Consider the following 24,732-nt stretch of genomic DNA (forward strand, 5'->3'; position numbering starts at 1 on the left):
CCACTATCGCTACGCTAGGTGGGTTCCACGTCTCCGTGGAAGCACGCCCGGGTGGGGGATCGTGTCTCTGTAACGCCAGGACTTGCGCAATCGATGACTGTTATGGGTGAGGAGTGGGACGCCGCCGTTGTTGCGGCTGCGCAGGGTGATCGTGCTGCTCTCTCCCGAGTTCTCGAAGGTGTTCGACCGCTCGTCGTGCGGTACTGCCGCGCACGAGTGGGATCCGCAGAGCGCGGCCAGCTCTCTGCAGACGACGTAGCGCAGGAGGTGTGCCTGGCTGTGATGACTGCGTTGCCGAGATATCAGGACCAGGGACGCCCCTTCATGGCGTTCGTCTACGGCATTGCGGCCCACAAGGTCGCCGACGCACACCGCAGCGCGGCGCGTAATCGCGCCGAACCCGTTGCGGATGTGCCGGAAGTGATGTCGCTCGACGACAGCCCGGAGGAATTTGCGCTCAACTCGGAAGCCGGCCGGGAGATGAAGAAGCTTTTGGAGATTCTTCCGGAGAAACAACGCGAGGTCTTGATCTTGCGTCTGGTGATGGGGTTGTCGGCCGAGGAAACGGCCGTGGCAGTCGGAAGCACAGCGGGAGCGATACGAGTGGCTCAGCACCGAGCCATCGCCAGACTCAAGAAAGAAGTCACGAGAGCAGGTGAAAGGAATGGGTAGGAGGCGCAACTCGGGCGGCAGCTTCTCCGAGGATCTGCCCGACGGCGACGCTACCGTGGACATCTCTGCAGTCCGGCGAGACGACGCCCTCATCGACGCGATCTCGGGAAACGGTCCCGTCGAGACGGAATCGACCGAGGAATACGAACTCGCCACTCTGCTGGCCGGCTGGCGAGCCGAGATCCTGTCCGACCCGGTACCCGCGGAGCCGGACCTCGATCAGGTCGTCGCCGCCGTCCACAGGGAACTCGGTGCTCGTGACGCCCTCGCCTCACGGCGTGCGCGGTCGAAGAGCCAACTTCGCGTGATCCGCCCGATTGCCGGGGCTGCCGCGCTGGTGATGATTGCTCTCGGCGGCGCCACTGCGGTGTCCTACAGCGCAGAGCCCGGCGACCCGCTGTGGAGCGTGAAGCAGGTCGTGTTCAGCGAGCAGGCGCAATCGACAGAAGCCCGCATCGATACCACGTCGACGCTCGAACGCGCCGAGCAATTGATCGCCGACGGAAAGACCGACGAAGCGGAGCAATTGTTGCAGTCCGCCGAAGCGCGGTCGGCGCGGGTCACCGACCAGGGCGACCGCGATGCCCTCGGAGACTGGCTACAAAGGTTGTCGGCCGAAATCGACAAACTGGCGCCCGCGCCGTCACCACTGCCACTGCCGCCGCCCTCGGACACTGCGGTGGTGCCCGCGCCCGACGTCGGGCAGATTCCGTCGGACACCCTCCTTCCCGTGGAGCCGGGGCCGCTTCCGACGACGCCCGGTCCCGTCGAGCCGTCGCAACCGGTACCGTCACCGTCCCCGCCGCCGATCGACCCCACCATTCTCGATGCGCCGCCGGCGTCCGACACTCCTTCGCCGACTCCGACGCCGTCACCGACCCAGCCCGGGACGACGGAACCGTCGAGCGGGACACCGGGGGATACGTCGCCGCTACCGCCCACCTCGCCTGCGTCTGCGTCGCATTCGCAGACGACGGCGAATTCGGAACCGGGTACTCCCTAGGGGGACGGTCTCGACCTGCTCACAGAAACGAGGGCCCAGCAGCGACGCTGCTGGGCCCTCGTTGTCGTCGAGTGTGGGGGAGTCAGGGCTCTCGTCCGTACGGGTCCACCGGCAACGCGTCGTTCATCGAGGCGTCGGCGTATCCGCGGCAGTAGTCCCACGTCACGTAGGCATCGGGCGCGGGATCGAACGCAGGCTCGTGCGGACGGACGGTGCCGTCGACAAGCAACTGCAGCAGGTTCGCCCGGAGCATGTCCCAGTCGTGGTAGTGGTCCTGGTGGCAATCCTCGCAGCACACAACGAGACCGCGGACTCCACGTGGAGCCAGCAATGCCTCGTAGACCGCGAGGTCGGCGAGGTCTTCTTCCACCGCGAGGCGTTCGGCAGGATCGAGTGGCTGACCCGGCTCGATCGCGTCCAAAGCTGCGGACGGATCGTCGGGATCTCCTGCGAACGGGTCCGGGGGAAGCCCGGGGGGCAACTGATCACGCACGACTCCACGGTACGCAGCCCGAGGGGTTCTGCGCCAGCGGAACGGCCCGGACACGCCGCAACCCGGCCGCATCCCGTGTCGAATCCGCACCGGAACGGCCACGGTGCCAGGGTTGAGCGAGGACAGTTCCGGCCAACGGATATCATGGACATGTGCGCGTAGTCCCGGCTCCGGCGGTGCCGGAACGGGAAGCGCAGGCGGCGGTTCTGCAGGTCGGCATCGCTGCACACCACAATTTTCCGATGCCGGACGGTTGCCGTCCGCACCCATCGATCGTCAACGGAGGGTCCGAACCGCATGAGTAGTACCGGAGGGCATGTGCACACCGGCGGTGACGACCCCGAGAAGGTCGCCATGTTGGGACTGACCTTCGACGACGTGCTGCTGCTGCCGGCGGCGTCCGACGTCGTCCCGAGCAAGGTCGACACCTCGAGTCAGCTGACCCGCGACATCCGCCTGCGTACACCGCTGGTGAGTTCCGCCATGGACACGGTCACCGAGTCGCGCATGGCCATCGCGATGGCCCGTGTCGGCGGTATGGGCGTGCTGCACCGCAATATGCCTGCGGACGTGCAGGCCGCTCAGGTCGAGACCGTGAAGCGGTCCGAGGCGGGCATGGTCACCGATCCCGTGACCTGCAAGCCGACCGACACGCTCGCCGAGGTCGACGCGAAGTGTGCGCGCTTCCGCATCTCGGGTCTTCCCGTCACCGACGACGAAGGCCAGCTCGTCGGCATCATCACGAACCGCGATATGCGGTTCGAGGTGGATCAGAACCGGCCGGTCTACGAGGTGATGACCAAGTCGCCTCTCGTCACCGCGCGCGAAGGCGTCACCGCCGAGGCCGCACTCGGGCTCCTGCGCCGTCACAAGATCGAGAAGCTGCCGATCGTCGACGGTCAGGGCAAGCTCACCGGGCTGATCACCGTCAAGGACTTCGTCAAGACCGAACAGCATCCCAACGCCACCAAGGACCGCGACGGCCGTCTGCTCGTCGGCGCGGCCGTCGGCGTCGGTGACGACGCGTGGACTCGTGCCATGACGCTGGCGGACGCCGGTGTCGACGTCTTCGTCGTGGACAGCGCGCACGGTCACTCGTCGAACGTGTTGTCGATGATCGCCAAGCTCAAGGCCGAGGTGGGCGAGCGCGTGCAGATCATCGGCGGCAACGTCGCGACCCGGCAGGGAACGGCGGCGCTCATCGAAGCGGGCGTCGACGCCGTCAAGGTCGGTATCGGTCCCGGCTCGATCTGCACGACGCGTGTCGTCGCCGGTGTGGGTGCGCCTCAGATCACCGCGATTCTCGAAGCGTCGACGGTGGCACGGGCACACGGTGTGCCGGTGATCGCCGACGGTGGCATGCAGTTCTCCGGAGACGTGGCGAAGGCCCTGGCGGCCGGCGCGTCCACTGCGATGCTCGGTTCGCTTCTCGCCGGCACGACCGAGTCGCCCGGCCAGCTGATCCTCGTCAACGGCAAGCAGTTCAAGAGCTACCGCGGCATGGGTTCGCTCGGCGCGATGCAGAGCCGGGGCGAAGCCAAGTCGTACTCGAAGGATCGCTACTTCCAGGACGACGTGCTGTCCGAGGACAAGCTCGTGCCGGAGGGGATCGAGGGACGTGTTCCGTTCCGCGGACCTCTGCAGCAGGTCACGCACCAGCTCATCGGTGGCCTTCGGGCGGCCATGGGCTACACGGGGGCGTCGACGATCGAGGAACTGCAGAACGCGCAGTTCGTCCAGATCACCGCGGCAGGTCTGAAAGAGAGCCATCCGCACGACATCACGATCACCGCGGAGGCACCGAACTACGCTGCCCGGTAGGGCCACGAGTCCGCAGCATGCCCCGTCTCAGGTGTGACGGGAGCACCGTCAATACAGGAGAAAGGGGCGCGCGTGCGCGACCTCGTTGAAATCGGCATGGGCCGCACGGCTCGCCGCACCTACGAACTGGACGACGTCGATATCGTTCCGTCCCGGCGGACGCGTTCGTCGAAGGAGGTGTCGACGGCGTGGCAGCTCGATGCGTACCGCTTCGACATTCCCGTCCTCGCGCACCCCACCGACGCCCTGGTGTCGCCGTCGTTCGCGGTGGAGCTGGGTAAGGCCGGTGGCCTCGGCGTCATCAACGGTGAGGGCCTGTGGGGTCGTCACGCCGACGTCGACGCGGTGATCACCCGGCTCGCCGAGATCGCCGACTCCGATCCGGACCCCAGTGCCGCGATCCGGTACCTGCAGGAGCTGCATGCGGCCCCGCTGAAGCCCGACCTGCTGGCCGCCGCGGTCGCACAGGTGCGTGACGAGGGTGTCACCACCGCGGTGCGCGTGAGTCCGCAGAACGCGCGCGCCCTCACTCCCGCGCTCGTGAAGGCCGGCATCGACCTGCTCGTCGTGCAGGGCACCATCATCTCCGCCGAGCACGTCGCGCACGGCGAGGACGAGCCGCTCAACCTGAAGACGTTCATCTCCGAGCTCGACGTGCCGGTGGTTGCCGGCGGCGTGAGCGACCATCGGACGGCCCTGCACCTGATGCGCACGGGTGCCGCGGGCGTCATCGTCGGTTTCGGATCGACTGCGGAGGCGACCACCACGAGTCCTTCGCTCGGGATCGGAATCCCGATGGCGACGGCGATCGCGGATGCGGCTGCCGCTCGCCGCGACTACCTCGACGAGACCGGTGGCCGGTACGTCCACGTGATCGCGGACGGAGATATCGAGACCGCCGGTGATCTGGCGAAGGCGATTGCCTGCGGCGCCGACGCCGCGGTGCTCGGCGCCCCGCTCGCGGTGGCGGCAGAGGCCGCCGGACACGGCTGGTACTGGCCCTCGGTGGCCGCGCACCCGTCGATGCCTCGCGGTGCGGTGCTCCAGGTCGCGTACGACGAGCGGCCCAGTCTGGCGCGCGTCCTGAACGGGCCGTCCGACGATCCGTACGGTTCGCTCAACCTCGTCGGCGGTCTGCGCCGTTCGATGGCCAAGGCCGGGTACTCGGATCTCAAGGAATTCCAGAAGGTGGGCTTGTCGGTGCGCGCCTGACGCAGCACCGCACGAATCTGCTCGGCTGTGGCCGAATGCTCCCCGCGTCGCTTCGGCGGCGTGAAGGCGGCATTCGGCCACAGCCGTATTCGCTGTTCGGGGTCTTGGTGCAACTCCCGGTAACGGTTAGGGTTGCCTCGTGCCGGTAATCACATCTTCGGTGTGCATACTGACCGGTAACAAATGCCGTTCGGTGGAGGTGCCATGGGTCAGCAGCAGCGGGTTACGGACTACGACGTTCTGATCGTCGGATCCGGGTTCGGTGGAAGCGTCACCGCGCTCCGCCTGGTGGAGAAGGGCTACAAGGTCGGAATCCTCGAAGCAGGACGTCGTTTTGCCGACGCCGACTTCGCGAAGACCAGCTGGGACCTCCGGCGTTTCCTGTGGGCACCCAAGCTCGGATGCTTCGGTATCCAGCGCGTCCACTTGCTGCGTGACTGCCTGATTCTCGCGGGCGCCGGGGTGGGCGGCGGATCGCTCAACTACGCGAACACCTTGTACAAGCCCCCGGCTCCGTTCTTCGAGGACGCACAGTGGGCCGGCATCACCGATTGGCACGACGAGCTGAGCCCCTTCTACGAGCAGGCACAGCGGATGCTCGGTGTCGTGCAGTACAGCCGGATGACCGCGGCGGACAAGGTCGTCAAGGAGGTCGCGGACGAGATGGGCGTCGGTGAGACGTTCGTCAAGACTCCGGTGGGGGTGTACTTCGGTGAAGCGGGGCGCACCGTGCCCGACCCGTACTTCGGCGGTGCCGGACCCGATCGCGCCGGCTGCATCGAATGTGGCGAGTGCATGACGGGTTGCCGTCACGGCGCGAAGAACACCCTCGTCAAGAACTATCTCGGGCTCGCGGAAACCGCAGGAGCCGAGATCATTCCGCTGACCACCGTCACCGATCTCCGTGAGGCCGGCGACGGCACATGGGACGTGATCACCGAGCGCACCGGCGCGTGGCTGCGCAAGGGCCGCCGTACCTACACGGCCTCGCACGTCGTGCTCGCCGCCGGTACGTGGGGCACCCAGCACCTGCTGCACCACCTCAAGGACACCGGTGCGCTGCCCGCGCTCTCCGATCGCGTGGGCGAACTGACCCGCACCAACTCCGAATCGATCGTCGGCGCGGGCATGTACGAGGTGCATCCCGATCTGGACATCACGCAGGGCGTCGCGATCACGTCGTCGTTCCATCCGACGCCCGACACCCACATCGAGCCCGTGCGTTACGGCAAGGGCTCGAACGCGATGGGGCTGCTGCAGACCCTGATGACCGACGGCGACGGACCCACCCCGCGCTGGATCAAGTTCCTCGGTCAGGTGGCGAAGAATCCGCGCAAGATGCTGCGGATGCTGTCGGTGCGGAACTGGAGCGAGCGGACGATCATCGCCCTCGTCATGCAGAACCTCGACAACTCGATCACCACCTACACGAAGAAGGGTCTCTTCGGCAGCCGGAAGGTCACCAGCAAGCAGGGCCACGGCCAGCCCAACCCCACGTGGATCCCCGCCGGAAACGAGGCGACCCGTCGCATCGCGGAGAAGATCGACGGCGTCGCCGGAGGTACGTGGGGTGAGATCTTCAACATTCCGCTCACCGCACACTTCCTCGGCGGCGCAGTCATCGGAACCGATCCCGAACACGGCGTGATCGACCCGTACCAGCGGGTGCACGGCTACCCCACCCTCAGTGTCGCGGACGGAGCGGCAGTATCGGCGAACCTCGGGGTGAACCCCTCGCTCACCATCGCAGCGCAGGCCGAACGTGCCGCGGCGCTCTGGCCCAACAAGGGCGAGCAGGACCAGCGGCCTGCCCAGGGCGAGGCCTACCGCAGGCTGCAGCCGATCGCACCGAAGAACCCCGTGGTCCCCGAGGGTGCCCCCGGGGCGCTGCACCTGCCCATCGTCGAGATCACAGGCTCGACCGGGGCCGCCTGATCCTCCACCGGTCCGGCCGCGTCGGGGGCACCCGGCGCGGCCGCTTAGACTGTTCTGGTGTCGCAAACCCAGCAGTCCAGGCCGGTCCTCGTCGTCGACTTCGGAGCCCAGTACGCGCAGCTGATCGCACGGCGCGTCCGTGAGGCGAACGTGTACTCGGAGGTCGTGCCTCACACCACCGCCGTAGACGAGATCGCAGCGAAGGATCCGCTCGCAGTGGTGCTCTCCGGTGGTCCCTCCAGCGTCTACGAAGACGGCGCGCCCACACTCGACCCGAAGCTGTTCGATCTCGGCGTCCCGGTGTTCGGCATCTGCTACGGCTTCCAGGCGATGGCCCAGGCACTCGGCGGCACCGTCGGGCACACCGGTGCCCGTGAATACGGCCGCACCGAACTCGAGGTCTCCGGCGGAGTTCTGCACGACGGTCTGCCCGCGACGCAGCCGGTATGGATGAGCCACGGGGACGGCGTCACCGCAGCTCCCGAGGGCTTCGAGGTCACCGCGACGAGCGCGGGTGCCCCGGTTGCCGCCTTCGAGGATCGCGCCCGGCGACTTGCGGGCGTCCAGTACCACCCCGAGGTCCTGCACTCACCGCACGGCCAGCAGGTCCTGAGCCGCTTCCTGCACGACATCGCGGGCATTCCCGGCAGCTGGACGGCAGCCAACATCGCCGAATCCCTCATCGAGCAGGTTCGGGCACAGGTCGGAGACGGACGCGCGATCTGCGGGCTGTCCGGTGGCGTGGACTCGGCAGTCGCGGCGGCGCTCGTGCAGCGCGCGATCGGTGACCGCCTCACCTGCGTTTTCGTCGACCACGGCCTGATGCGGGAGGGTGAGCGTCAGCAGGTGGAGAAGGACTTCGTCGCCGCCACCGGCGCCCGCCTCGTCACCGTGGACGCCTCGGACACTTTCCTCCGGGAGCTCTCCGGTGTCACCGACCCCGAGACCAAGCGCAAGATCATCGGCCGCGAATTCATCCGCAGTTTCGAAGGCGCGGTGTCCGAGGTGCTCGGCGAGGGCGCCGAGAAGGGCGAGACCGTCGAGTTCCTCGTGCAGGGCACGCTGTATCCCGATGTGGTCGAGTCGGGTGGCGGCTCCGGCACCGCCAACATCAAGAGCCACCACAACGTCGGTGGTCTCCCGGAAGATCTGCAGTTCGCACTCGTCGAACCGCTGCGCCTGCTGTTCAAGGACGAAGTGCGCGCCGTGGGACGTCAGCTCGGACTGCCCGAGGAGATCGTCGGCCGCCAGCCGTTCCCCGGCCCGGGCCTCGGTATCCGCATCATCGGCGAGGTCACCCGCGAGCGACTCGAGATTCTTCGTCGTGCCGACTCCATCGCGCGCGAGGAACTCACCTCTGCCGGGCTCGACGGCCAGATCTGGCAGTGCCCGGTCGTGCTGCTCGCCGACGTGCGGAGCGTGGGCGTGCAGGGTGACGGCCGCACCTACGGCCACCCCATCGTCCTGCGCCCGGTCTCGAGCGAAGATGCCATGACCGCGGACTGGACGCGACTGCCGTACGAGACGCTCGAGCGCATCTCCACGCGCATCACGAACGAGGTCCCCGAGGTGAACCGCGTCGTGCTCGACGTGACGAGCAAGCCGCCGGGAACCATCGAATGGGAGTGAGTTCCCCGAACTCGTAGGACGCCCCGGGCAGGTCGAGCACCCTCGACCTGCTCCGGGACGCCGCCCCCTCCGCCTAGACTGAGAGGTCACCGGCGAGGAGCGCGGAACATGGACCACGGCCTGAGCTCTCAGTCCCGCCGCACCGGCAGCAGGTTGCCGACGTGACCGGCGGCACGCTCGTCAACGTGGTGGCGGTCCTCGTTTTCGTTCTGGTGGGCGGGGTGTTCGCCGCTACCGAAATGGCTCTGGTGTCGTTGCGTGAGAGCCAGATTCGGGAGTTGGCGCGGCGTGGGGGCCGGGGTCGCCGCACTGCCGCACTCGCGCGTGACCCGAACCGGTTTCTGTCGGCCGTCCAGATCGGCGTTACGGTCGCCGGGTTCTTCTCTGCCGCCTTCGGAGCGTCGACCCTCGCGCCCGATCTGGCACCGGTACTGCGGGGATGGGGTCTCGGGCCTGCCGCAGCCGATGCTGTCGCCCTGATCGGCACCACCCTGGTGATCGCCTACCTGTCACTGGTTCTCGGCGAACTGGTACCCAAGCGCATCGCGCTGCAGCGGTCGACGGGGATGGCGCTGGCCACGGCACCGGCCCTCGACCGGTTCGCCACCGTCATGCGGCCGGTCATCCGGTTGCTCTCGGTCTCGACCGATGCGCTGGTGCGCCTTCTCGGTTCCGACCCGTCACTCAAGAACGAGCAGATCACGCACGAGGAACTGCGCGACATGCTCGTCGGTCTCGAGGCGCTGTCCGAGGACGAACGCAGCGTGTTCACCGAGGTGTTCGACGTAGGTTCCCGGCATTTGGGGGAGGTGATGCGGCCCCGCACGGAAGTCGATTTCCTGCGGGCCGACACCACGATTCCCGACGCTCGCGCCCTCGCTCTCGGGCTGGGTCATACGAGATATCCGGTCATCGCGGACACTGCCGATCATGTGATCGGGTTCGTGCACCTGCGCGATCTGTTGCTGATCGATCGGCCCGACGGCACGGTCGCGGACCTGTGCCGGCCGATTGTGGCGTTGCCGGGATCGAAGCCGGCTCTTGCCGCTCTGACGGTGATGCGACGGGGCAATGCGCAGATCGCGTTGGTCGTCGACGAATACGGCGGCACCGCAGGCATCGTCACGGTCGAGGACATCGTGGAGGAGATCGTCGGCGAGATCGGTGACGAGTTCGATCCCGTCGACGGTGCGCCCGGTCCGGACGCGTCGGGCACGGGACGCCCGGCGTTGCGCGAAGACATCGACGGATTACTGCACGTCGAGGACTTCGCTCGGCGGACCGGTATCGCGCTACCCGAGGGCCCGTACGACACGGTCGCCGGCTTTGTCCTCTACCGGCTGGAGCACCTGCCGCAGGTGGGCGAAAGCCTCGCTCTCGACGGAAACCGGTTGACCGTCACCGAACTCGACGGTCGCCGCATCGCGCGCCTGCGCCTGACTCGCCCCCGGCACTCCGACCCGGACGACGCATCCCGGTCTCGAGCCTGAGACCGGGATGCGTCGGTGTCGGTGCCGCGTCTACTTGGAGCGCCTGTTCGGCAGGAACACCAGCACGGCACCGATCACGACGGCTACCCCGACCAGAATCCATCCCCCGTCGAACGTGGTGAGGAAATCCACGGAGAACGGTCCGACGAGTGCCCACGCGCTGACCAGAAGCGCGACGACGCCGGAGAGCAGGAGCAGGATCGAGGGGCCGCGCCGGCACCGGCCTTCCTGCGCGGATCCGGTATCGAATGCGGTGTCGTACTCAGCCACGATGCACCTCCAGGTTTCCGAAGTCGACAGCCGCGTCCAAGGTCAGGACCGGCCCCTTTTCGCCGTCACGCCCTCCGTCGAGGCCGGGCTCGGGGCATTGCGTGATCTCGCCGGCGTCGACCGAACACGTCGTGCGGACATCGAGATTCTCGGGCAGCAGCACCTCGACGTTGCCGAAGCTGCCGTCGACGTCGACCGTGTAGTCCTCGGTGAGCTCGAGGTTTCGCAGATCGAGTGTCATCTCACCGAAATGGGACGCGTAGGCGGGCTGGAGTTCTGCCGCCGAGGTCGGCGCCCAGTGGCGATTGCCCCAATTCGAATGATCCATCGGACCGATGATCGAGGCCAGGACCACGAAGCCGAGCAGCGGTCCGGTGACGACCAGCAGTCCGTGCCCGCGATGCAGGAACGCACCCACGATCATGCCGGCGCCGATGACCGCGAGTGCGATCGCGCCGACCCGGGCCGGTGTCATCCACGCGACATCGCCGGCCACGGCGACCGCTCCTGCGGCTGCCGCAGCGAGCACCGCAAGTCCGAGAACGGTGGTGGTCAGGCGCGAGCGCCTCTTTCCGGTGGGAACGAGATCACGGGCAGGTGCCGGTGCGGGAAGATCCCACGCGAACGGCGCGACGCCGAGGGGATCCCATGCCGGCGGACCCGGCGCAGCCGGCGAGGAGTCCTTCGTCGGCGCTCCGGGGTCCGGTTCCTTACGAAGGTTCGGCGTGCCGGACGGCGTGCTCATCGGCGTGGTTCCCTCCTGCGTCGTGCCGGCCGTCGCCTCCGGCGTGCCTGTCAGATAGCCCGGGTCGCCGGGGGCCAATCCGCTGGGGGGCGGAGTCGAGGTGGTCGTCTGCCCGAACGCGTTCCGCGTGAACATCTGGTGCATGAACATTCCGTGCGAGAAGATGCCCTGCTGGAAGGGCTGCTCCGGAGATGCGGACGGGTCAGCGGTGAATCCTCCTTCCGGCGGGAGGAATCCCACCGGAGGTTCCGGCTGGCGCTGGTACAGCAACCACCAGCCGCCGAGCATCAGGAACGCACCGATGAATCCGGAACCTCCGAAGCCGGCTCCGACCGGGCCTACAGCGCTCGCCGCGATCGCGAGGGCCACCAGGATGACGATCACCTTGGTGGACGAATCCGAACTGTTCCCCCGTCCCATCAGGGATTCGAGTGGCGACACCTGATCGCCGCGGCGCGTGAACAACACCCACGCTGCCAGGTACAGCACGATTCCGGCGCCACCGAAGATCGCCGATACGGTGAAGGCGACGCGGATGAGCACCGGGTCGACGCCGTAGCGCATTCCGATCCCCGTGCACACACCGGCGACATGTCCCTGTTCCGGCAGGCGCACCGGGCGGGTGCGCCACATATCCGACAGTTGCTCGGGGAAGCTCCTCGTGGTCATGGCACCATCCTGTCGTGAAGCAGCATCGGGCACATCGGGGAGAAACCCTGATTTCCGGCGCCGCGGAACACCCTGACATCAGGGTCCGTCCCCGATGCCGTACCGGGTGCAACCGTGTCAGTATCGATATGTGCAGCCTGTAGCCGGATCACCCCTCCCCGTCCCGCGCCTCGAGCGACGGGTGGGCGGACGTGTCGTGGGCGGCGTCGCCGGTGGACTGGCGGATCACCTCGGAATCGACGTCACGAAGGTGCGGGTCGCGTTCACGATCCTGGCCGCCCTCGGCGGCGTCGGCATCGTCGCATACGGATTGTTGTGGATGTTCGTGCCGCCGGGATCGGACAGTACCCGCCCCGAGCCGGGGGAACGTCGCCGCGCGGTGGGGCTGGCGGTCATGGGAATTGCCCTCGCTGTGGGCCTGTCGTGGCTTTTCAGCGGGGGAGCGGCCTCGGTCATCACGCCGGTTCTGGTGGTCGCGGTGGGCGCGGCCCTGGTGTGGCGAGAATTCGACGCGGAAGGACCGAGATCGGTCTTCGGTCTGCCGGCCAGGCCGACGGTGCTCACGTGGGCCCGCGTCCTCGGTGGTCTCACGCTCGTGGTCACGGGACTGGGAGTGATAGTCCTCGCCCAGGTCGACGTGGCGGCATTGCGGTCCTCGCTCCTGGCGGTGGTGGTGACCCTGATCGGTGCCGCGTTGCTGTCCGTACCGTTGTGGATCCGGATGTGGCGGGCGCTCGAATCCGAGCGTGCTGCGCGCGTCCGGAACGAGGAGCGCGAAGAAATTGCGTCCCACCTGCACGATTCCGTATTGCAGACCCTCGCCCTCATCCAGAAGCAGGCTGCCGATCAGCAAGAAGTCCTTCGGCTCGCGCGCAGCCAGGAACGCGAACTACGACGCTGGCTGTTCGGTGGGGACGAGTCGCCGCGGACTTCCCTCGCAGAAGCACTGCGGACGATCGCGGGCGAGGTCGAGGATCAGCACGGAGTGTCGGTCGTGCCCGTCATCGTCGGCGACGTGGCACCGGACGACGACATGTCGCCCGAAGCTGTCACCGCCGTTCTCGGCGCCACGCGCGAAGCACTCGTCAACGCTGCCAAGCACGCGCAGGTCGACAACGTCGATCTGTTCGCGGAAGTCGAACCGGACCAGATCAGTGTGTTCGTCCGCGACCGCGGCGTGGGATTCGATCCCGATGCGGTGCCCGGAGATCGCCAGGGACTTGCTCGTTCGATCCGCACCCGTATCGAACGCCGCGGCGGACGGACGGTGGTGAAGTCGAATCCGGGCAAAGGCACCGAAATTCGCATCCACATGCCGCGCGCCGGACGCGAGCAGAGCGAGGAGACGACCTTAGAGTGGGAGGTGACCGACCCCCACCCCGAGGAGCAGACGCAGTGATTTCGACCCCGGTGACAGCGTCCGAGGTTTCCGAGCACGTCCGCCGTTTCCGCGTCTTCCTGGTCGACGACCACGCGGTGTTCCGGTCGGGTGTCCGCACCGAGCTGGGGCGCGAACACGACATGGACATCGTGGGGGAGGCCGGCGGTGTCGGTGAGGCCGTCGCCGGTATCGAGACTTCGCGGCCCGACGTCGTGCTCCTCGACGTGCACATGCCCGACGGTGGCGGAGTGGCCGTGCTCAACCGCATCACCGACGGTCCGGTGTGTCTCGCGCTGAGCGTGTCGGACGCAGCCGAAGATGTCATCGCCGTCATCCGTGCCGGCGCGCGCGGATACGTCACCAAGACCATCTCGGGACCCGACCTTGCCGACGCGGTACGCCGGGTGGCAGGGGGAGACGCGGTATTCAGCCCGCGGCTTGCGGGTTTCGTGCTCGACTCGTTCACCGGCAGGTCTTCCGCGCCGGAACCCCCGCTCGATCCCGAGTTGGACTCCCTGACGCCGCGGGAACTCGAAGTACTGCGATTGCTCGCCCGCGGTTACACCTACCGCGAGATCGCCGAAGAACTGGTGATCTCGGTGAAGACGGTCGAAACCCACGCGTCGAACGTGCTTCGCAAGACCCAGCAGTCCAATCGCAATGCGCTGACGCGATGGGCACACCGGCGCCGCATCGATTGACCGGCCCTCAGTGTGTCGCCAGGCGCTCCGTAGTCCTCGCGGCGATCGCTGCGGCCACGTTGTCGATTCCGCCTAGGACACCCGCTCCGTAGCCGTCGTCGGCGAGGGCATCGGCGCAGTCCCGGGCGGCCGCGAGATGACCGGCGGCCGAGTCGAAGTCGCCGAGGCGCCGGTAGTCGTCGGCGAGGTTGAGGTGCAGCGACGGGTAGAAGCCGCGGATGCGGAGGGACTCGTGGTGTTCTCGGACGCGTCGGTCGTCCATATCGTCGGCGGCGGCCAGTGCCCTGATGTCCCATTCCAGTGAGGCTGCCGCGTCGTCGTACAGGTCGGCCAGATAGTGGGCGAGGGTGCAGCGATGGAGCGGGTCGCCTCCGGGGCCGATCCCGGCCCACAGTTCTTCGAGCGCAACACGAGCGTCGGAGGCGCGTCCCGCGCGAGCCAGAGTCACGGCGTCGGTGATCGCTGTCATGGTCGGATCCGCTGGTGGAGTGCTCACGGTCTGCTCCCTCTGCTGTGGGGTGGGAGCCGGATCGTCACATACCCGTCCGACATTGCCGGGCGGACCGCAGATTTCGCCTACGCGGAATCGGGAAAGGTCAGGTCACGAGAAAGCTGATGACGAGGGCGGCCACGAGCGCTGCGACCAGCAGCGCGACCATGGCTGCCATCGCCAGCGGTGCGTAGGCGACAACCTTGTCCTGCAGTGAGTCGGGTACCGGGCCGTTCGGAAGGAGGCGGTCCAGCAGCCCGGAAGGAGGCGAACTTCTCCTGCTCGGCGACGGTCCCTGCGTCTTGTGCCCGGGCGGTATCTCGCCGAGCGGCCGGTCGACGAACGACCCCCGACCGCGGAGAGGCTCCGCGAGAGGGGTCGCGCGCTGCGCCCAGGAGGGAACGGTCCCGTCCTCCGACACGATGGGTCGTCCGCGGAGTTGTGCGGCCGTGCCCCCGGGACCGAGCGTGACCGCGGCGAGCAGGTCGCGGGCCTGGGCCATCGTCGGCCGACGGGCAGGGTCCGGCTCGAGCATCGACAGGAGGATGTCGGTGAGGGGGCCCGTGTTCGTGGGCATGATGATCTCGGCGCGGGCAACCCGGTGCAGCAGAGCGATCGAGTCGGCCTCGAAACCGAACGGCGGCTGCCCCTCGATGGCGGTGTAGAGAGTCGCGCCGAGTGAGAAGACGTCGCTGGCCTCGGTCGGGTCGTTGCCGCGTGCGACCTCTGGGGCAAAATACGCGGGCGTTCCGATGATCACGCCTGCCGGGTCGTTGTCGCCCTTGACCCGCGCGATGCCGAAGTCGCTGATCTTCACGACGCCGGAGATCTCGCCCCGCTCGGCGATCAGGATGTTGCCGGGTTTGACGTCGCGGTGAACGATGCCGGCAGCATGTGCGGCGGTGAGAGCGTCGGCGACGTTCGCCCCGATCTGGGCCACGATGTACGGCGGCAGCGTGTCGACGGCGTTCATCACCTGCGCCAGGCTCCGAGAGGGCAGATGCTCCATGACGAGCCACGGCTCACCGTAATGCAGAGCGACGTCGTACATGGAGATGGCATGTTCGTGCGTGAGCTGGGCCGCGACCCGGCCTTCGCGTAGTGCCCGGCGGCGGATCTCCTCGGCTTCGGCGTGGTCGAGGTCGGCGGTGGAGATCACCTGCTTGACAGCTACGTTGCGGCCGAGTCTGGTGTCGCGGGCGAGCCAGACGGCTCCCATGCCGCCACCGCCGAGCTTGGAATCGAGTCGATACCGCCCGGCCACCAAGTGGTCCGGGCCGACGACTCGTCCTGCTCTGTCCTGATCGACCACCTTGCCAAGGGTAATCGATGGGGTCGGGGCCGCCGGAGGCGAGACTGCGAGGTGTGGCCGGTCGCTCACTTGACGGCGAGCGAGCGCATCGGGTCTACTGAAATGGTTCGAATGAATGTTCGAATACGAATTCGCGCTGGGCCACGTCTTCCCCGTGGTCGGCCGGTCGTGTGCAACGCGGCGGGCGGATGACAGGGGTGCAAGGTGGGCGAGGTAGCCGAATTTCCGATCGGTGACGAAGAAGCAGGCCTGGAGCGGGCGCAGCAGATAGAGGCGCTGCGACGACGGATCGCCGCTGTCCCCTCGCGCGGTGAGGTTTCCCGCCCGACACCGGTGGCGGAGCCTGCCGAGGTCCCGTCCCGTGGAGTGCTTCCGGTACCCGGGCCGCTCGCCGAGTTGCTGCCGCACGGTGGTCTCGTCCGCGGCACTGTCGTCTCGGTTTCCGGTGCGGCCTCCCTGTTGCTGGGGGTGCTGGCCTCCGTGACCTCCTCCGGGGGGCACGCCGCGGTGATCGGTCAGCGGCGGCTGGGATTGCTCGCTGCGGCGGAAATGGGAGCGCATCTGCAACGTCTCGCGATGGTTCCGGATCCCGGGCCCGATCCCGTCGAGGTTGCGGCGGTGCTTCTCGATGGGATGGATCTCGTCGTCCTCGGACTGGGCGGTGCCTCCGTCCCGCCGACCCGGGCACGTGCTGTCGCGGCCAGGGCCCGGAGCAAAGGGGCTGTCCTGATCGTCACCGACGGGAGATGGGAGGGGGCACAGGTCCGGCTCGAGGCGCAGGTCAGTGGTTATGACGGAGTGGACGGGCCCGGCCTCGGGAGGCTGTGCGGAACGCGACTGTCGGTACGGGCGCACGGGCGGGCTTTTCCTCCACGCACCACCCAGATCGATGTGTGTGCCGAGCGCAGCAGAGTGCTGTGGGAGCCCGGTGGACCCCGTCGCATCGGTGGCGGTGCCGGGCGGGTGGCGCAATGAACGTGCCCGCGCAAGCTCCGGCTCGGGTGGTCGCGGTGTGGTGCCCGGACTGGCCGGCGGTGGCGGCCGCGGCGTCCGCAGAACTGCCCGCGACCACCCCGATCGCGGTGGTCGCTGCCAATCGGGTGATTGCATGTTCTGCTACCGCACGCGCCGCGGGGGTACGACGCGGCCTGCGCCGTCGGGAAGCACAAGCACGATGCCCGGAACTGTATGTGGCACAGTCGGACCCCGACCGTGATGCAATCCGGTTCGAGTCGGTGGTGTCCGCGATCGATGCGGTCGCTCCGGGGGTGGAGGTGCTGCGCTCCGGTCTGGTGGCGCTGGCTGCTCGCGGTGTCGTCCGATGGTTCGGCTCGGAGGAGACGGCAGCGGAAAGCTTGGTCGACGCCGTTGCCGCAGTCGGAGTCGAGTGCCAGGTCGGCATCGCCGACGAGTTGTCCACCGCGGTGCTCGCGGCCCGGCGCGGCACCCTCGTTCCCGTCGGTGCCGGTGCCGGATTCCTGGCGCCCCTGCCCATTTCGGAACTGGCGGTGGAACCGGCACTGGCAGCTCCCGAGCGTACGGAAACGGTGGACCTGCTGCGTCGGCTGGGAATGCGCACGATCGGAACGTTCGCCGCACTGACCCCGGCCGAAGTGGCCTCCAGGTTCGGTTCCGATGCGGTCGCCGCGCACCGGAGTGCGCGAGGCTTGCCGGAACGCCCACCGTCGGGCCGGGCGATCCCTCCCGACCTGGTGGTGGAATATCCGTGCGATCCGCCGATCGATCGGGTGGACGCGGCCGCGTTCGCCGGTCGCACGCTGGCCGGGCTACTGCATGTCCGCCTTGCCGCGGCGGGGGTGGCATGCACGCGATTGCTTGTCGCCGCGCGCACCGGAAACGGCGAGGAGCACTCCCGGACCTGGCGCTGCGCCGAACCGTTGACTCCGGACGGGACCGCCGATCGGGTGCGCTGGCAACTCGACGGATGGCTCACCGGCCGCAGCGTTTCCCGCCCCACCGCGGGGATCGTGATGCTGCGTCTGGAACCGGTGGAAGTGGTGGCCTCGGGTGCGTTGCAATTGGGATTGTGGGGTGGGGTAGGAGACGAGGACGAACGGGCCAGACGAGCGCTGGTCCGCGTCCAAGGGCTTCTCGGCGGCGATGCGGTGCAGGTGGGAGTGCTCAGCGGCGGTCGCGGACCGGGCGAACGCGTCGTCCTCGTGCCCGTGGGGGACGAAGCGGTGCCGGCGTCCGACCCGAACGCTCCCTGGCCCGGTCGGCTCCCCCCGCCCGCGCCCGCCATGGTCCTGCACGAACCGCCCGTCGTGGCACTGGACGACGAGTCCGGTGCGCCGGTGACCGTCACGGAGCGGGGTGTGCTCGACGGGCGGCCGGTCCGGTTGCGATGGGGAAGTCGCAGCTGGACGGTGATCGGATGGGCGGGCCCGTGGCCGGTGGACGAGTACTGGTGGGATCCGGCGTCGGCTCGGCACGTCGCCAGGCTCCAGGTGCTGCTCGACGGCTCGCGTGCACTGCTCGTCATCTACGGCGCGGACGGCTGGCGGGTGGAGGGCGTCTACGACTGAGTAGGCTCGGCGGTCGTGGACAGTCTCGTGCGTACGGCCGAACCGAACGGTGTCGTGGTCTCGTATCGCGAGACCGCGCCGACCGGTCGCGCGCACCCGGTGCCGGTCGTGCTGGTGCACGGACTCGGCGGTGACGGTCGCACGTGGGCGCGTTTCTCCCGGATTCTGGCAAAGGCGGGGCGACGTGTCGTCGCCGTCGACCTGCGCGGCCACGGCCGTAGTGGTCGCGCCCAGTCGTATCGGTTCGACGATTTCGCCGCAGATGTCGCGGGTGTGTGTACCCACCTGGGATTCGACACGATCGATCTGGTCGGCCACTCACTCGGGGGGCACACCGGCTCGTTGATCGCACAGCGGCACCCGGAGCTCATCCGGCGGCTGGTACTCGAGGAAGCCCCGTTGCCCTCGAGAGCGGGTGATCCGGTTCCGCAGATTCCGGCCGGCCGTCCGACGCCCGCCGAACTGTGGCATGCCACCAGCAGCATGATCCTCAATCCGCGCGCCCTCTTCACTTTCGATCGGTCCATGACCGAGACCGTGGTGAGCCAATTCCATACCCCGAATCCTTTGTGGTGGGAACAACTTTCACACGTCCGGTCGTCGACCCTGTTGCTGCGTGGCGTCCGCCGCGGCAGTATGGTCGACCCGACGCTGCTCGCTGCGGCGCTGTCGTCGCTACCGGACGGAACGGTGCAGGAGATCGGGTGCGGCCACAGCATCCACCGCGATCGCGCCGGAGATTTCGCGGCCGCGGTCCTGCCGTTCCTCATGGACTGACCTTCGGTCCCTACACTGGTACTCCGTGCGTATCGCGACCTTCAACATCAACGGAATCCGTGCGGCGCAGCGACGCGGATTCGAAGAGTGGCTACGTGAGCGCCAGCCCGACGTGGTTGCACTGCAAGAGGTGCGTGCTCCTGCCGCGGCGGTTCCGCCCGGAGTATTCGGCAAGTACCACTTCAGTTACGAAGAGGGTGTGCTCCCGGGCCGCAACGGTGTGGGGATCCTGACGATGCATCCTCCCGCGGCGGTGCGCACATGGAGCGGTAGGGCTTTGGTGCGGGCACCCGGTGAAGATCACAGCGAGCCGATCGAACTCGAGCGAGTGCCGTTGGCGCGCGGACTGAAAGAATTCGCAGACGAAGGCCGCTATATCGAAGTCGATCTCGCAGATGCGCCGATCACTGTCGCGTCGCTGTATCTGCCGAAAGGTGGCGTCCCGGCGCACCTGCAGAAGCCTGGCCGCATGCGAGACGAACCCGACGGCGGGCTCCGGTACGCGCGCAAGATGCGTTTTCTGGACGCATTCGCACGACAACTGGGGAGGTCGCGTCGCGCGGCACGCGCGCAGGGCAGAGAACTGCTGCTGATGGGCGACCTCAACATCGCACACACCCGCTACGACGTCCGGAACTGGCGGCGCAGCAATCAGGCCGAGGGGTTCCTCCCCGAGGAACGTGAATGGCTCGATTCACTACTCTCGCCGCGCACCCTCGTCGACGTCGTCCGCCGGCACTACCCGGGTGTCGACGGACCGTACTCGTGGTGGTCGTGGATCCCCGGATCGTTCACGCGCGACGTCGGGTGGCGGATCGACTACCACCTTGCGACCCCGGGCCTCGCCCGAACCGCCGTCGCTGCGGGCACCGATCGGGAACCCGCGGAGGATCGACGGATGAGTGATCACGCACCGGTCGTCGTGGATTACGACATCTGATCTATCAATCCGTTTCACGGACCATCGACGCGCTGAGGCCAGCCGGGAGCGGAAAGCTGGACAGCGGGAGGAGCGTCGAGAATATCGCCGTAGCGGAAATCGTCGTTGGTGGACGGATGGCGAGGAGATATGGCGCTGCCTCGGCGAAGGTGAATTCACGGAACAGTTGGGATTCTCCGAACGCCCGTACAACGAGAAGTTCTGGGCCTCCAGGCGATGCCAGGAACGTCGTCCACAGGACCGGAACGTCCTCGGTTGCCATCCATTCGTAGGGTGGGGTGGGGTGGCTCGACCACAGACGCGCTGTCGAAGTGTTTTGTCGGCGTGGTGCCGTACCCTGCCGAAAGTACTTGGGGTCGCGGCGATTGTCGCTGTTGTCCGCCGCATCGTCTCGGTTCGAAGAAGCAAATGAAGAGCAGTGATCACCGATAGGCAAACGAAGAAAGTGAGCCGTCATGCTTTACACATGGGTCAGGTCCGCTGGAGGCCCCTTTCTGGTCGCCCCCGAATCAGAACTTGGTCACTGGGGCGGCGTAGACGACGACATGGAGGGACCCGTAGAGACATGGGGCGACTACGGCCGAGCCTGCTCGGTTGAGCGATCCATCGGCCTGGTCACAATCGGCTCCCAGCAGGCATTGGTCCTTGCAGACGAACCGGCTCGCACGACGTATCTCCCCGCCGAGCGGACGTTCCTGCGATGCTTAGCCGCAGACTCCGAAGACGAACTCGTCGCCGCAGCGCGGCAAGCGTTACAAGAACACATCACATGGGAGCCAGACGAAGACCTCGTCTGGGAAATACGTGAGCCTGTTTTGCTATTCGACTCGGCCTGGGCGGGAACTGAGATAGAACTCGACAACAGGCTCCACATCGCCCTCGATCCAGGGCTTTACCGAGTCCGGGCAACCTACATCGAAACCGGGGGCAACTGGATGATCCTCGTTCAACTCCAGCCGACCGGCGACAAGCACCGAACGGCGGCGAGTATCGCTGTCGTCTGACCCATCGTCTCAGTCCGAAGAGTGAAATGACTGGTGGGGCCCCGTTGTGGGCTTTGCTTGTCAGGGACCATCGACGCGCTGTGGCCATCCGGGAACGGAAGGCTGGGCAACGGGAGGAGCGTCGAGAATATCGCCGTAGCGGAAGTTTCCGTTGCTGGGTGGGTACCCGCGATGACAGTAATCGAGAAGCGCGCGATCCTCGGGTCGACTAGCGGAGAAGAAGTCATTGTCCTTGCTCGTACTGAGACGTAACTCCCAGCCCTCGAAGACATTCCAGGGCGGGTGCACAGTGCGGACCGCGAGGTTCACCTGAGGAGCCGGAACATTCCAACCGGTGCGGGTAATGGCCAGAACGCGGGGACGGCTGCTCGTGTAGTTGCTCGTTTTCCAAGTGTCGCCGATGGGCACCGCCGTACCGGACTCGTCGGCGCAGTAGATGACCCGGTAGGACGGGCGGCCAAGTTTATCCGGGAGTGCGCGCGCCTCGATGACGTGGTTGTTCACCGTCCCTGTGCGGGGATAGGTTCGCCAATTATCGGCAATGGGATACGGCACTGCCTCGGCGAAGCCTTCGTAGGTTGATTCGAATCGGCCGGTGATTTCGTAGAACAGTTCGGATTCTCCGAACGCTCGAGCGACGAGGAGTTCGGGAGCGTCGAGGTCGATGCCAGGAACTGCGGTCCAACGGACGGACACGTCGTCGACTGCGACCCACTCGTGGGGTGGTGGCGTTTCGGTCACGGGCGTGTTATCGACGTGTTCTGTCTGCTGTGTGCCGCACCCTGCCGAGAGAACCAGCATGGTCGCGGCGAGTATTGCTAGTGCTGGGCGCATCTTCTCAGTTCGTCGAAGTGAAGTGAACGGTAGGGGCGACGTCGTGATAACTCCGTCGGTATTCGTCGGTGTAGCCATACAAACGGTCAGATCCGAACTCGGTCTTCACGGCATTCCTTACGAGTTCGTGCACGCTCTGAGGGCTTCGGTTCGACAGCGGATCGGGTTCGGGTGAGAGCGTACTGTTTTCTGCCAGCACGCCCGCCGCTGTCAGATCATCTGTCGCGCTGGGACTCTGGGGCGTCCATCCCGTGCCGACCAGCAACCGTGCGATCCGAACATCGTTTTCTGCGGTTATCTGCGACTCGTTCATGGTGAACGCGAAATTTTCCGCCGGTGATTCCGGAATCGTGAAGGTGTCGCGAACACTCGGGTTGAGCATGTCCATGGTCATGCCGACCGTGAAGTTGGCGGGAACGAACGACGCGACCGCGTTGCGCATCATCGTGTAGTCGGTGTCGTAAGCCTGGTTGCGGCGTTCGGCAACCGTGTTCGCGATGTTCTCCTGGTCCCGCGACTGTTCGACGGCCGCGCCGTAGATGCCGGTATCGACCAGAGCCTGGATGTGGGCCGCATTTCCGGCGGCCGCCGTGTCGGGGGATATCTCACCCCACTTGTCGGGCTCGACGAGGCTGCGGACGAACGCGCGATCGTAGGTCTCGTGGAACGCGAGGGCACCTCCCATGAACGTGGTGTTCGCGTCGGTTCCCGTCGACATGAGGGCGAACACACGCTGAGCATGGGCGAAACGCTTGTCGCCGGCGTCACTGGATTCTGCTGCGCGGTAACCCCACTCGCGGCTATCGGTGTCGACGCCTGCGAGATGCGGGATGTACCCGACGAGGCCCTGGCTCGTCGCATGCAGCAGCGCAGGATTCACCTCGCCGAGGCTCGAGGTGTCGGGCCCGCTCATGTCCATGAAACGTGAGTAGTTCTCTCCGTGCGAAAGGTATTGCACGAGGCCGAGAGCCGCTCGATCCGCGCGGTCGCGGCCGGTGTCGAGAGAGCCGGCATCACCGGGTCCCTGCACGGCGAGGCTCTCCTCCGTCATCCACGATGTCAACCGGCCGAGCGACGCGCCGTCGTCCTCCCACTCGTGCACGAACAACGGGGTGAGGACGGCGTCGCGTCGTGTCTCGGGACTGCCGTCGCCGTCGAGGTCGCCGGTGAGGATCCGCGCGTTGGTTTCGTTGTTCCGGGTGCCGACGTCGAGCATGGCTTCGCCGAGCCCGTTCGGGAACGCGTACGACGCGGAGGCGATTGCGGAACGGCCGGTGGAGTCGGAGAGGCCCACCTGTGTCGCTGCGGATTCGACGAGTTCGATTCCGAGTCGAGTGCCGGGGATACCGTCGGAGTCGGCTACGCGTCCCCAGAACTCGTTTTGGACGCCGAGGCGCTGGGCGTAGTGGCTGCCCGGATCCCGCAGCATCTCGGCGTGCGCGCGGGCGGCCGCGCCCGGATCGGTTTCCAGCCGGGATCGCTCGAACGGCGAGAGGGAGCGCAGGTAGTCGTCGAGAGTCGCCGGTGCGGAGTCGGCCGGATTCAACTGCACGAGGGCGCGCACGTCCGGCGGAAGTCTGTCCCAGCCGCCGCTGTGTCCGCCGTCGTCGACGATGCTCTCGTTCGACAGGGTGAGGATCCCGGCGCTCAGCGCCCGCCCCGCTGCAACAGCCTGCGGGCTGCCGTCCTCATCGAGCGCGTTCTGTAAGCGAAGGAATTGTCCGACTCCGCCCCGGTGATACAACTCTTCGAGGTATCGGATGGCCCCGGCGGGCAGGTGTGTGACCTGTCTGCCCGCCGCGAGATCGGCGAGGGAGTTGGTGTCGAGGCCGGCAGCGGTCAGGTTGGCCAGCAATCGCCCGACCTCGTCGCGGTCGAGTTTTCCGTCGTCGAGTATGGAACGGTCGCGGACCGCCTCGTCAGGGGAGAGCGGCGCAGGTTTCGGAGTGCTCGCTGCGAGATCCGCAACGATCTCCCGGAGGATGTGTGCGTAGTGATCGTCCAGTTCTCCGAGAGTGGCCAGTGCGCGTCGGATCGACTCGGCGTGCTCGGCGGCAGCGTCCTGGGTTGCAGCGGCCGAGTCGTCCGCGTGGCGGCGGGGTTTCACGCCGCTGTCGTCGACAGTGAAACCTGCCCGTTCGGCGTTCGCGATTGCATTGCGCACCGCCAGAACCGACCAGGTGAGCGCGGTATCGGCGCGGCGGAGTTGGTCCCCGACATGTCGCAGATGCTCGACGACCGCCACGACGGAGCGACGTTCCCTGTCCAGGTGTTTCTCCGCCGCGTCTGCTGCACGTCCATGCCAGGACTGCCACAGCGTGAGTGCGGTGTCCGTCAGAGCGCCGCGCTCGCTGTCGAGGTGTGCGGCAACCGTGTCGACGGCTTGTGCTCTGTCGTGGAGGACGGCGGGCTTCCAGTTGCGAACATCGGTGATCGTGGGGATCACTCGGGAACTGCCCGCGCCAATCCGGCGGCGAAGTACTCGTCGGTGTTCTCGTAGTCCGCGGCGACCAGGTCGATGGTGTCGGACGTCGACCAGGCACGGTCGGCGAGGAGTGAGACCGAGCGTCGCGACGCGGACTCGACTGCTGCAAGTGCCTCGACGATCGCAGCACCGCCGGAAAATCCCTCGACGGACCCCGCCGAGATCGCGCGGGTGTCGATACGGGCGATACGCCCTGCAATTCCACGGAAAGCCGTTGACAAAGAGAATAATTCGTCGATATCGGCCCTGATCGTATCCGCCATCGTCCCCCCAGACGTTCGGTAGCGCGGACACCATAACGCACAAATCCGACACCCGGGAAG

Annotated in this window: 23 protein-coding genes; 14 read left to right on the top strand and 9 right to left on the bottom strand. The window is 67.1% G+C overall.

What is annotated here, in order from left to right; translation table 11 throughout:
* The first annotated feature begins 93 nt into the window (after nucleotides 1-93).
* Complete coding sequence (locus HF886_RS03965) at nucleotides 94-672, top strand: sigma-70 family RNA polymerase sigma factor (protein ID WP_169651632.1); 579 nt, start codon at nucleotides 94-96, stop codon at nucleotides 670-672.
* On the top strand, nucleotides 665-1,675 hold the full coding sequence (locus HF886_RS03970) for an anti-sigma-D factor RsdA (RefSeq protein WP_169651633.1): 1,011 nt from the start codon (nucleotides 665-667) through the stop codon (nucleotides 1,673-1,675). Before HF886_RS03965 ends, HF886_RS03970 begins: the two co-directional genes overlap by 8 nt.
* An 82-nt stretch (nucleotides 1,676-1,757) precedes the next feature.
* On the opposite strand, the gene HF886_RS03975 is transcribed toward HF886_RS03970, so the two are convergent.
* Entirely contained in the window at nucleotides 1,758-2,168 is a 411-nt protein-coding gene (locus tag HF886_RS03975) for a DUF5319 domain-containing protein (RefSeq protein WP_169619925.1), read from the bottom strand.
* Between the two features lie 297 nt (nucleotides 2,169-2,465).
* On the opposite strand from HF886_RS03975, the gene guaB reads away from it, so the two are divergent.
* The 5 genes from guaB to HF886_RS04000 all read left to right on the top strand — a co-directional run bounded on the left by guaB (nucleotide 2,466) and on the right by HF886_RS04000 (nucleotide 10,255).
* Nucleotides 2,466-3,989, top strand: coding sequence for an IMP dehydrogenase (gene guaB / locus HF886_RS03980; protein WP_169619924.1), 1,524 nt, complete (start codon nucleotides 2,466-2,468; stop codon nucleotides 3,987-3,989).
* 72 nt (nucleotides 3,990-4,061) lie between these two features.
* The gene (locus tag HF886_RS03985; RefSeq protein WP_169651634.1) at nucleotides 4,062-5,201 is read left to right on the top strand and encodes a GuaB3 family IMP dehydrogenase-related protein; all 1,140 of its coding nucleotides are present in this window, start codon (nucleotides 4,062-4,064) and stop codon (nucleotides 5,199-5,201) included.
* Nucleotides 5,202-5,405: 204 nt separating this feature from the next.
* The gene (locus HF886_RS03990) at nucleotides 5,406-7,136 is read left to right on the top strand and encodes a GMC family oxidoreductase (RefSeq protein WP_169651635.1); all 1,731 of its coding nucleotides are present in this window, start codon (nucleotides 5,406-5,408) and stop codon (nucleotides 7,134-7,136) included.
* A 57-nt stretch (nucleotides 7,137-7,193) separates the two neighbouring features.
* Nucleotides 7,194-8,765 carry a glutamine-hydrolyzing GMP synthase gene (gene guaA / locus HF886_RS03995; RefSeq protein WP_169651636.1) on the top strand — a complete coding sequence of 524 codons (1,572 nt, stop codon included), beginning with the start codon at nucleotides 7,194-7,196 and terminating at the stop codon, nucleotides 8,763-8,765.
* 161 nt (nucleotides 8,766-8,926) lie between these two features.
* A complete protein-coding gene (locus HF886_RS04000; RefSeq protein ID WP_169651637.1) occupies nucleotides 8,927-10,255 on the top strand; it encodes a hemolysin family protein in 1,329 nt (442 codons plus the stop codon).
* Nucleotides 10,256-10,285: 30 nt separating this feature from the next.
* On the opposite strand, the gene HF886_RS04005 is transcribed toward HF886_RS04000, so the two are convergent.
* A complete protein-coding gene (locus HF886_RS04005) occupies nucleotides 10,286-10,525 on the bottom strand; it encodes a hypothetical protein (RefSeq protein WP_169619919.1) in 240 nt (79 codons plus the stop codon).
* Complete coding sequence (locus tag HF886_RS04010; protein ID WP_169619918.1) at nucleotides 10,518-11,939, bottom strand: PspC domain-containing protein; 1,422 nt, start codon at nucleotides 11,937-11,939, stop codon at nucleotides 10,518-10,520. The genes HF886_RS04005 and HF886_RS04010 overlap by 8 nt, the downstream gene beginning before the upstream one ends.
* A gap of 130 nt (nucleotides 11,940-12,069) precedes the next feature.
* On the opposite strand from HF886_RS04010, the gene HF886_RS04015 reads away from it, so the two are divergent.
* A complete protein-coding gene (locus HF886_RS04015; protein ID WP_296551772.1) occupies nucleotides 12,070-13,338 on the top strand; it encodes an ATP-binding protein in 1,269 nt (422 codons plus the stop codon).
* Entirely contained in the window at nucleotides 13,335-14,021 is a 687-nt protein-coding gene (locus tag HF886_RS04020) for a response regulator transcription factor (protein WP_169619916.1), read from the top strand. Before HF886_RS04015 ends, HF886_RS04020 begins: the two co-directional genes overlap by 4 nt.
* 7 nt (nucleotides 14,022-14,028) lie before the next feature.
* On the opposite strand, the gene HF886_RS04025 is transcribed toward HF886_RS04020, so the two are convergent.
* Both HF886_RS04025 and HF886_RS04030 read right to left on the bottom strand, forming a co-directional pair.
* Nucleotides 14,029-14,517, bottom strand: coding sequence for a hypothetical protein (locus tag HF886_RS04025; protein WP_296551773.1), 489 nt, complete (start codon nucleotides 14,515-14,517; stop codon nucleotides 14,029-14,031).
* Between the two features lie 100 nt (nucleotides 14,518-14,617).
* Nucleotides 14,618-15,823, bottom strand: a complete 1,206-nt coding sequence (locus tag HF886_RS04030; RefSeq protein ID WP_169619915.1) for a serine/threonine-protein kinase — start codon at nucleotides 15,821-15,823, stop codon at nucleotides 14,618-14,620.
* Nucleotides 15,824-16,027: 204 nt separating this feature from the next.
* On the opposite strand from HF886_RS04030, the gene HF886_RS04035 reads away from it, so the two are divergent.
* The 4 genes from HF886_RS04035 to HF886_RS04050 are packed head-to-tail and all read left to right on the top strand — an operon-like array spanning nucleotide 16,028 to nucleotide 20,086.
* Complete coding sequence (locus tag HF886_RS04035) at nucleotides 16,028-16,798, top strand: hypothetical protein (RefSeq protein WP_169651638.1); 771 nt, start codon at nucleotides 16,028-16,030, stop codon at nucleotides 16,796-16,798.
* The gene (locus HF886_RS04040) at nucleotides 16,795-18,369 is read left to right on the top strand and encodes a DNA polymerase Y family protein (protein ID WP_169651639.1); all 1,575 of its coding nucleotides are present in this window, start codon (nucleotides 16,795-16,797) and stop codon (nucleotides 18,367-18,369) included. The genes HF886_RS04035 and HF886_RS04040 overlap by 4 nt, the downstream gene beginning before the upstream one ends.
* Before the next feature lie 15 nt (nucleotides 18,370-18,384).
* Complete coding sequence (locus tag HF886_RS04045; protein ID WP_169619912.1) at nucleotides 18,385-19,146, top strand: alpha/beta fold hydrolase; 762 nt, start codon at nucleotides 18,385-18,387, stop codon at nucleotides 19,144-19,146.
* A 25-nt stretch (nucleotides 19,147-19,171) separates the two neighbouring features.
* On the top strand, nucleotides 19,172-20,086 hold the full coding sequence (locus HF886_RS04050; RefSeq protein WP_169651640.1) for an exodeoxyribonuclease III: 915 nt from the start codon (nucleotides 19,172-19,174) through the stop codon (nucleotides 20,084-20,086).
* A 4-nt stretch (nucleotides 20,087-20,090) separates the two neighbouring features.
* Here HF886_RS04050 and HF886_RS04055 read toward each other — a convergent pair whose 3' ends face one another.
* Nucleotides 20,091-20,348, bottom strand: coding sequence for a hypothetical protein (locus HF886_RS04055; RefSeq protein ID WP_169651641.1), 258 nt, complete (start codon nucleotides 20,346-20,348; stop codon nucleotides 20,091-20,093).
* 193 nt (nucleotides 20,349-20,541) lie between these two features.
* Between HF886_RS04055 and HF886_RS04060 the strand changes: the two genes are divergently transcribed.
* Nucleotides 20,542-21,090, top strand: a complete 549-nt coding sequence (locus tag HF886_RS04060; protein ID WP_169619910.1) for an Imm21 family immunity protein — start codon at nucleotides 20,542-20,544, stop codon at nucleotides 21,088-21,090.
* 60 nt (nucleotides 21,091-21,150) lie between these two features.
* Here HF886_RS04060 and HF886_RS04065 read toward each other — a convergent pair whose 3' ends face one another.
* From HF886_RS04065 to HF886_RS04075, 3 genes are read right to left on the bottom strand one after another with little or no spacing between them, the layout of a single operon-like run.
* Entirely contained in the window at nucleotides 21,151-22,002 is an 852-nt protein-coding gene (locus HF886_RS04065) for a hypothetical protein (RefSeq protein ID WP_169651642.1), read from the bottom strand.
* Entirely contained in the window at nucleotides 21,929-24,370 is a 2,442-nt protein-coding gene (locus HF886_RS04070) for a hypothetical protein (RefSeq protein ID WP_169651643.1), read from the bottom strand. Before HF886_RS04070 ends, HF886_RS04065 begins: the two co-directional genes overlap by 74 nt.
* Entirely contained in the window at nucleotides 24,367-24,630 is a 264-nt protein-coding gene (locus tag HF886_RS04075; RefSeq protein WP_169619907.1) for a hypothetical protein, read from the bottom strand. The genes HF886_RS04070 and HF886_RS04075 overlap by 4 nt, the downstream gene beginning before the upstream one ends.
* Between the last annotated feature and the right edge of the window lie 102 nt (nucleotides 24,631-24,732).

Origin of the sequence: Rhodococcus sp. 105337 (assembly GCF_012844225.1) — a bacterium.
Taxonomy (GTDB): Bacteria; Actinomycetota; Actinomycetes; order Mycobacteriales; family Mycobacteriaceae; genus Rhodococcus.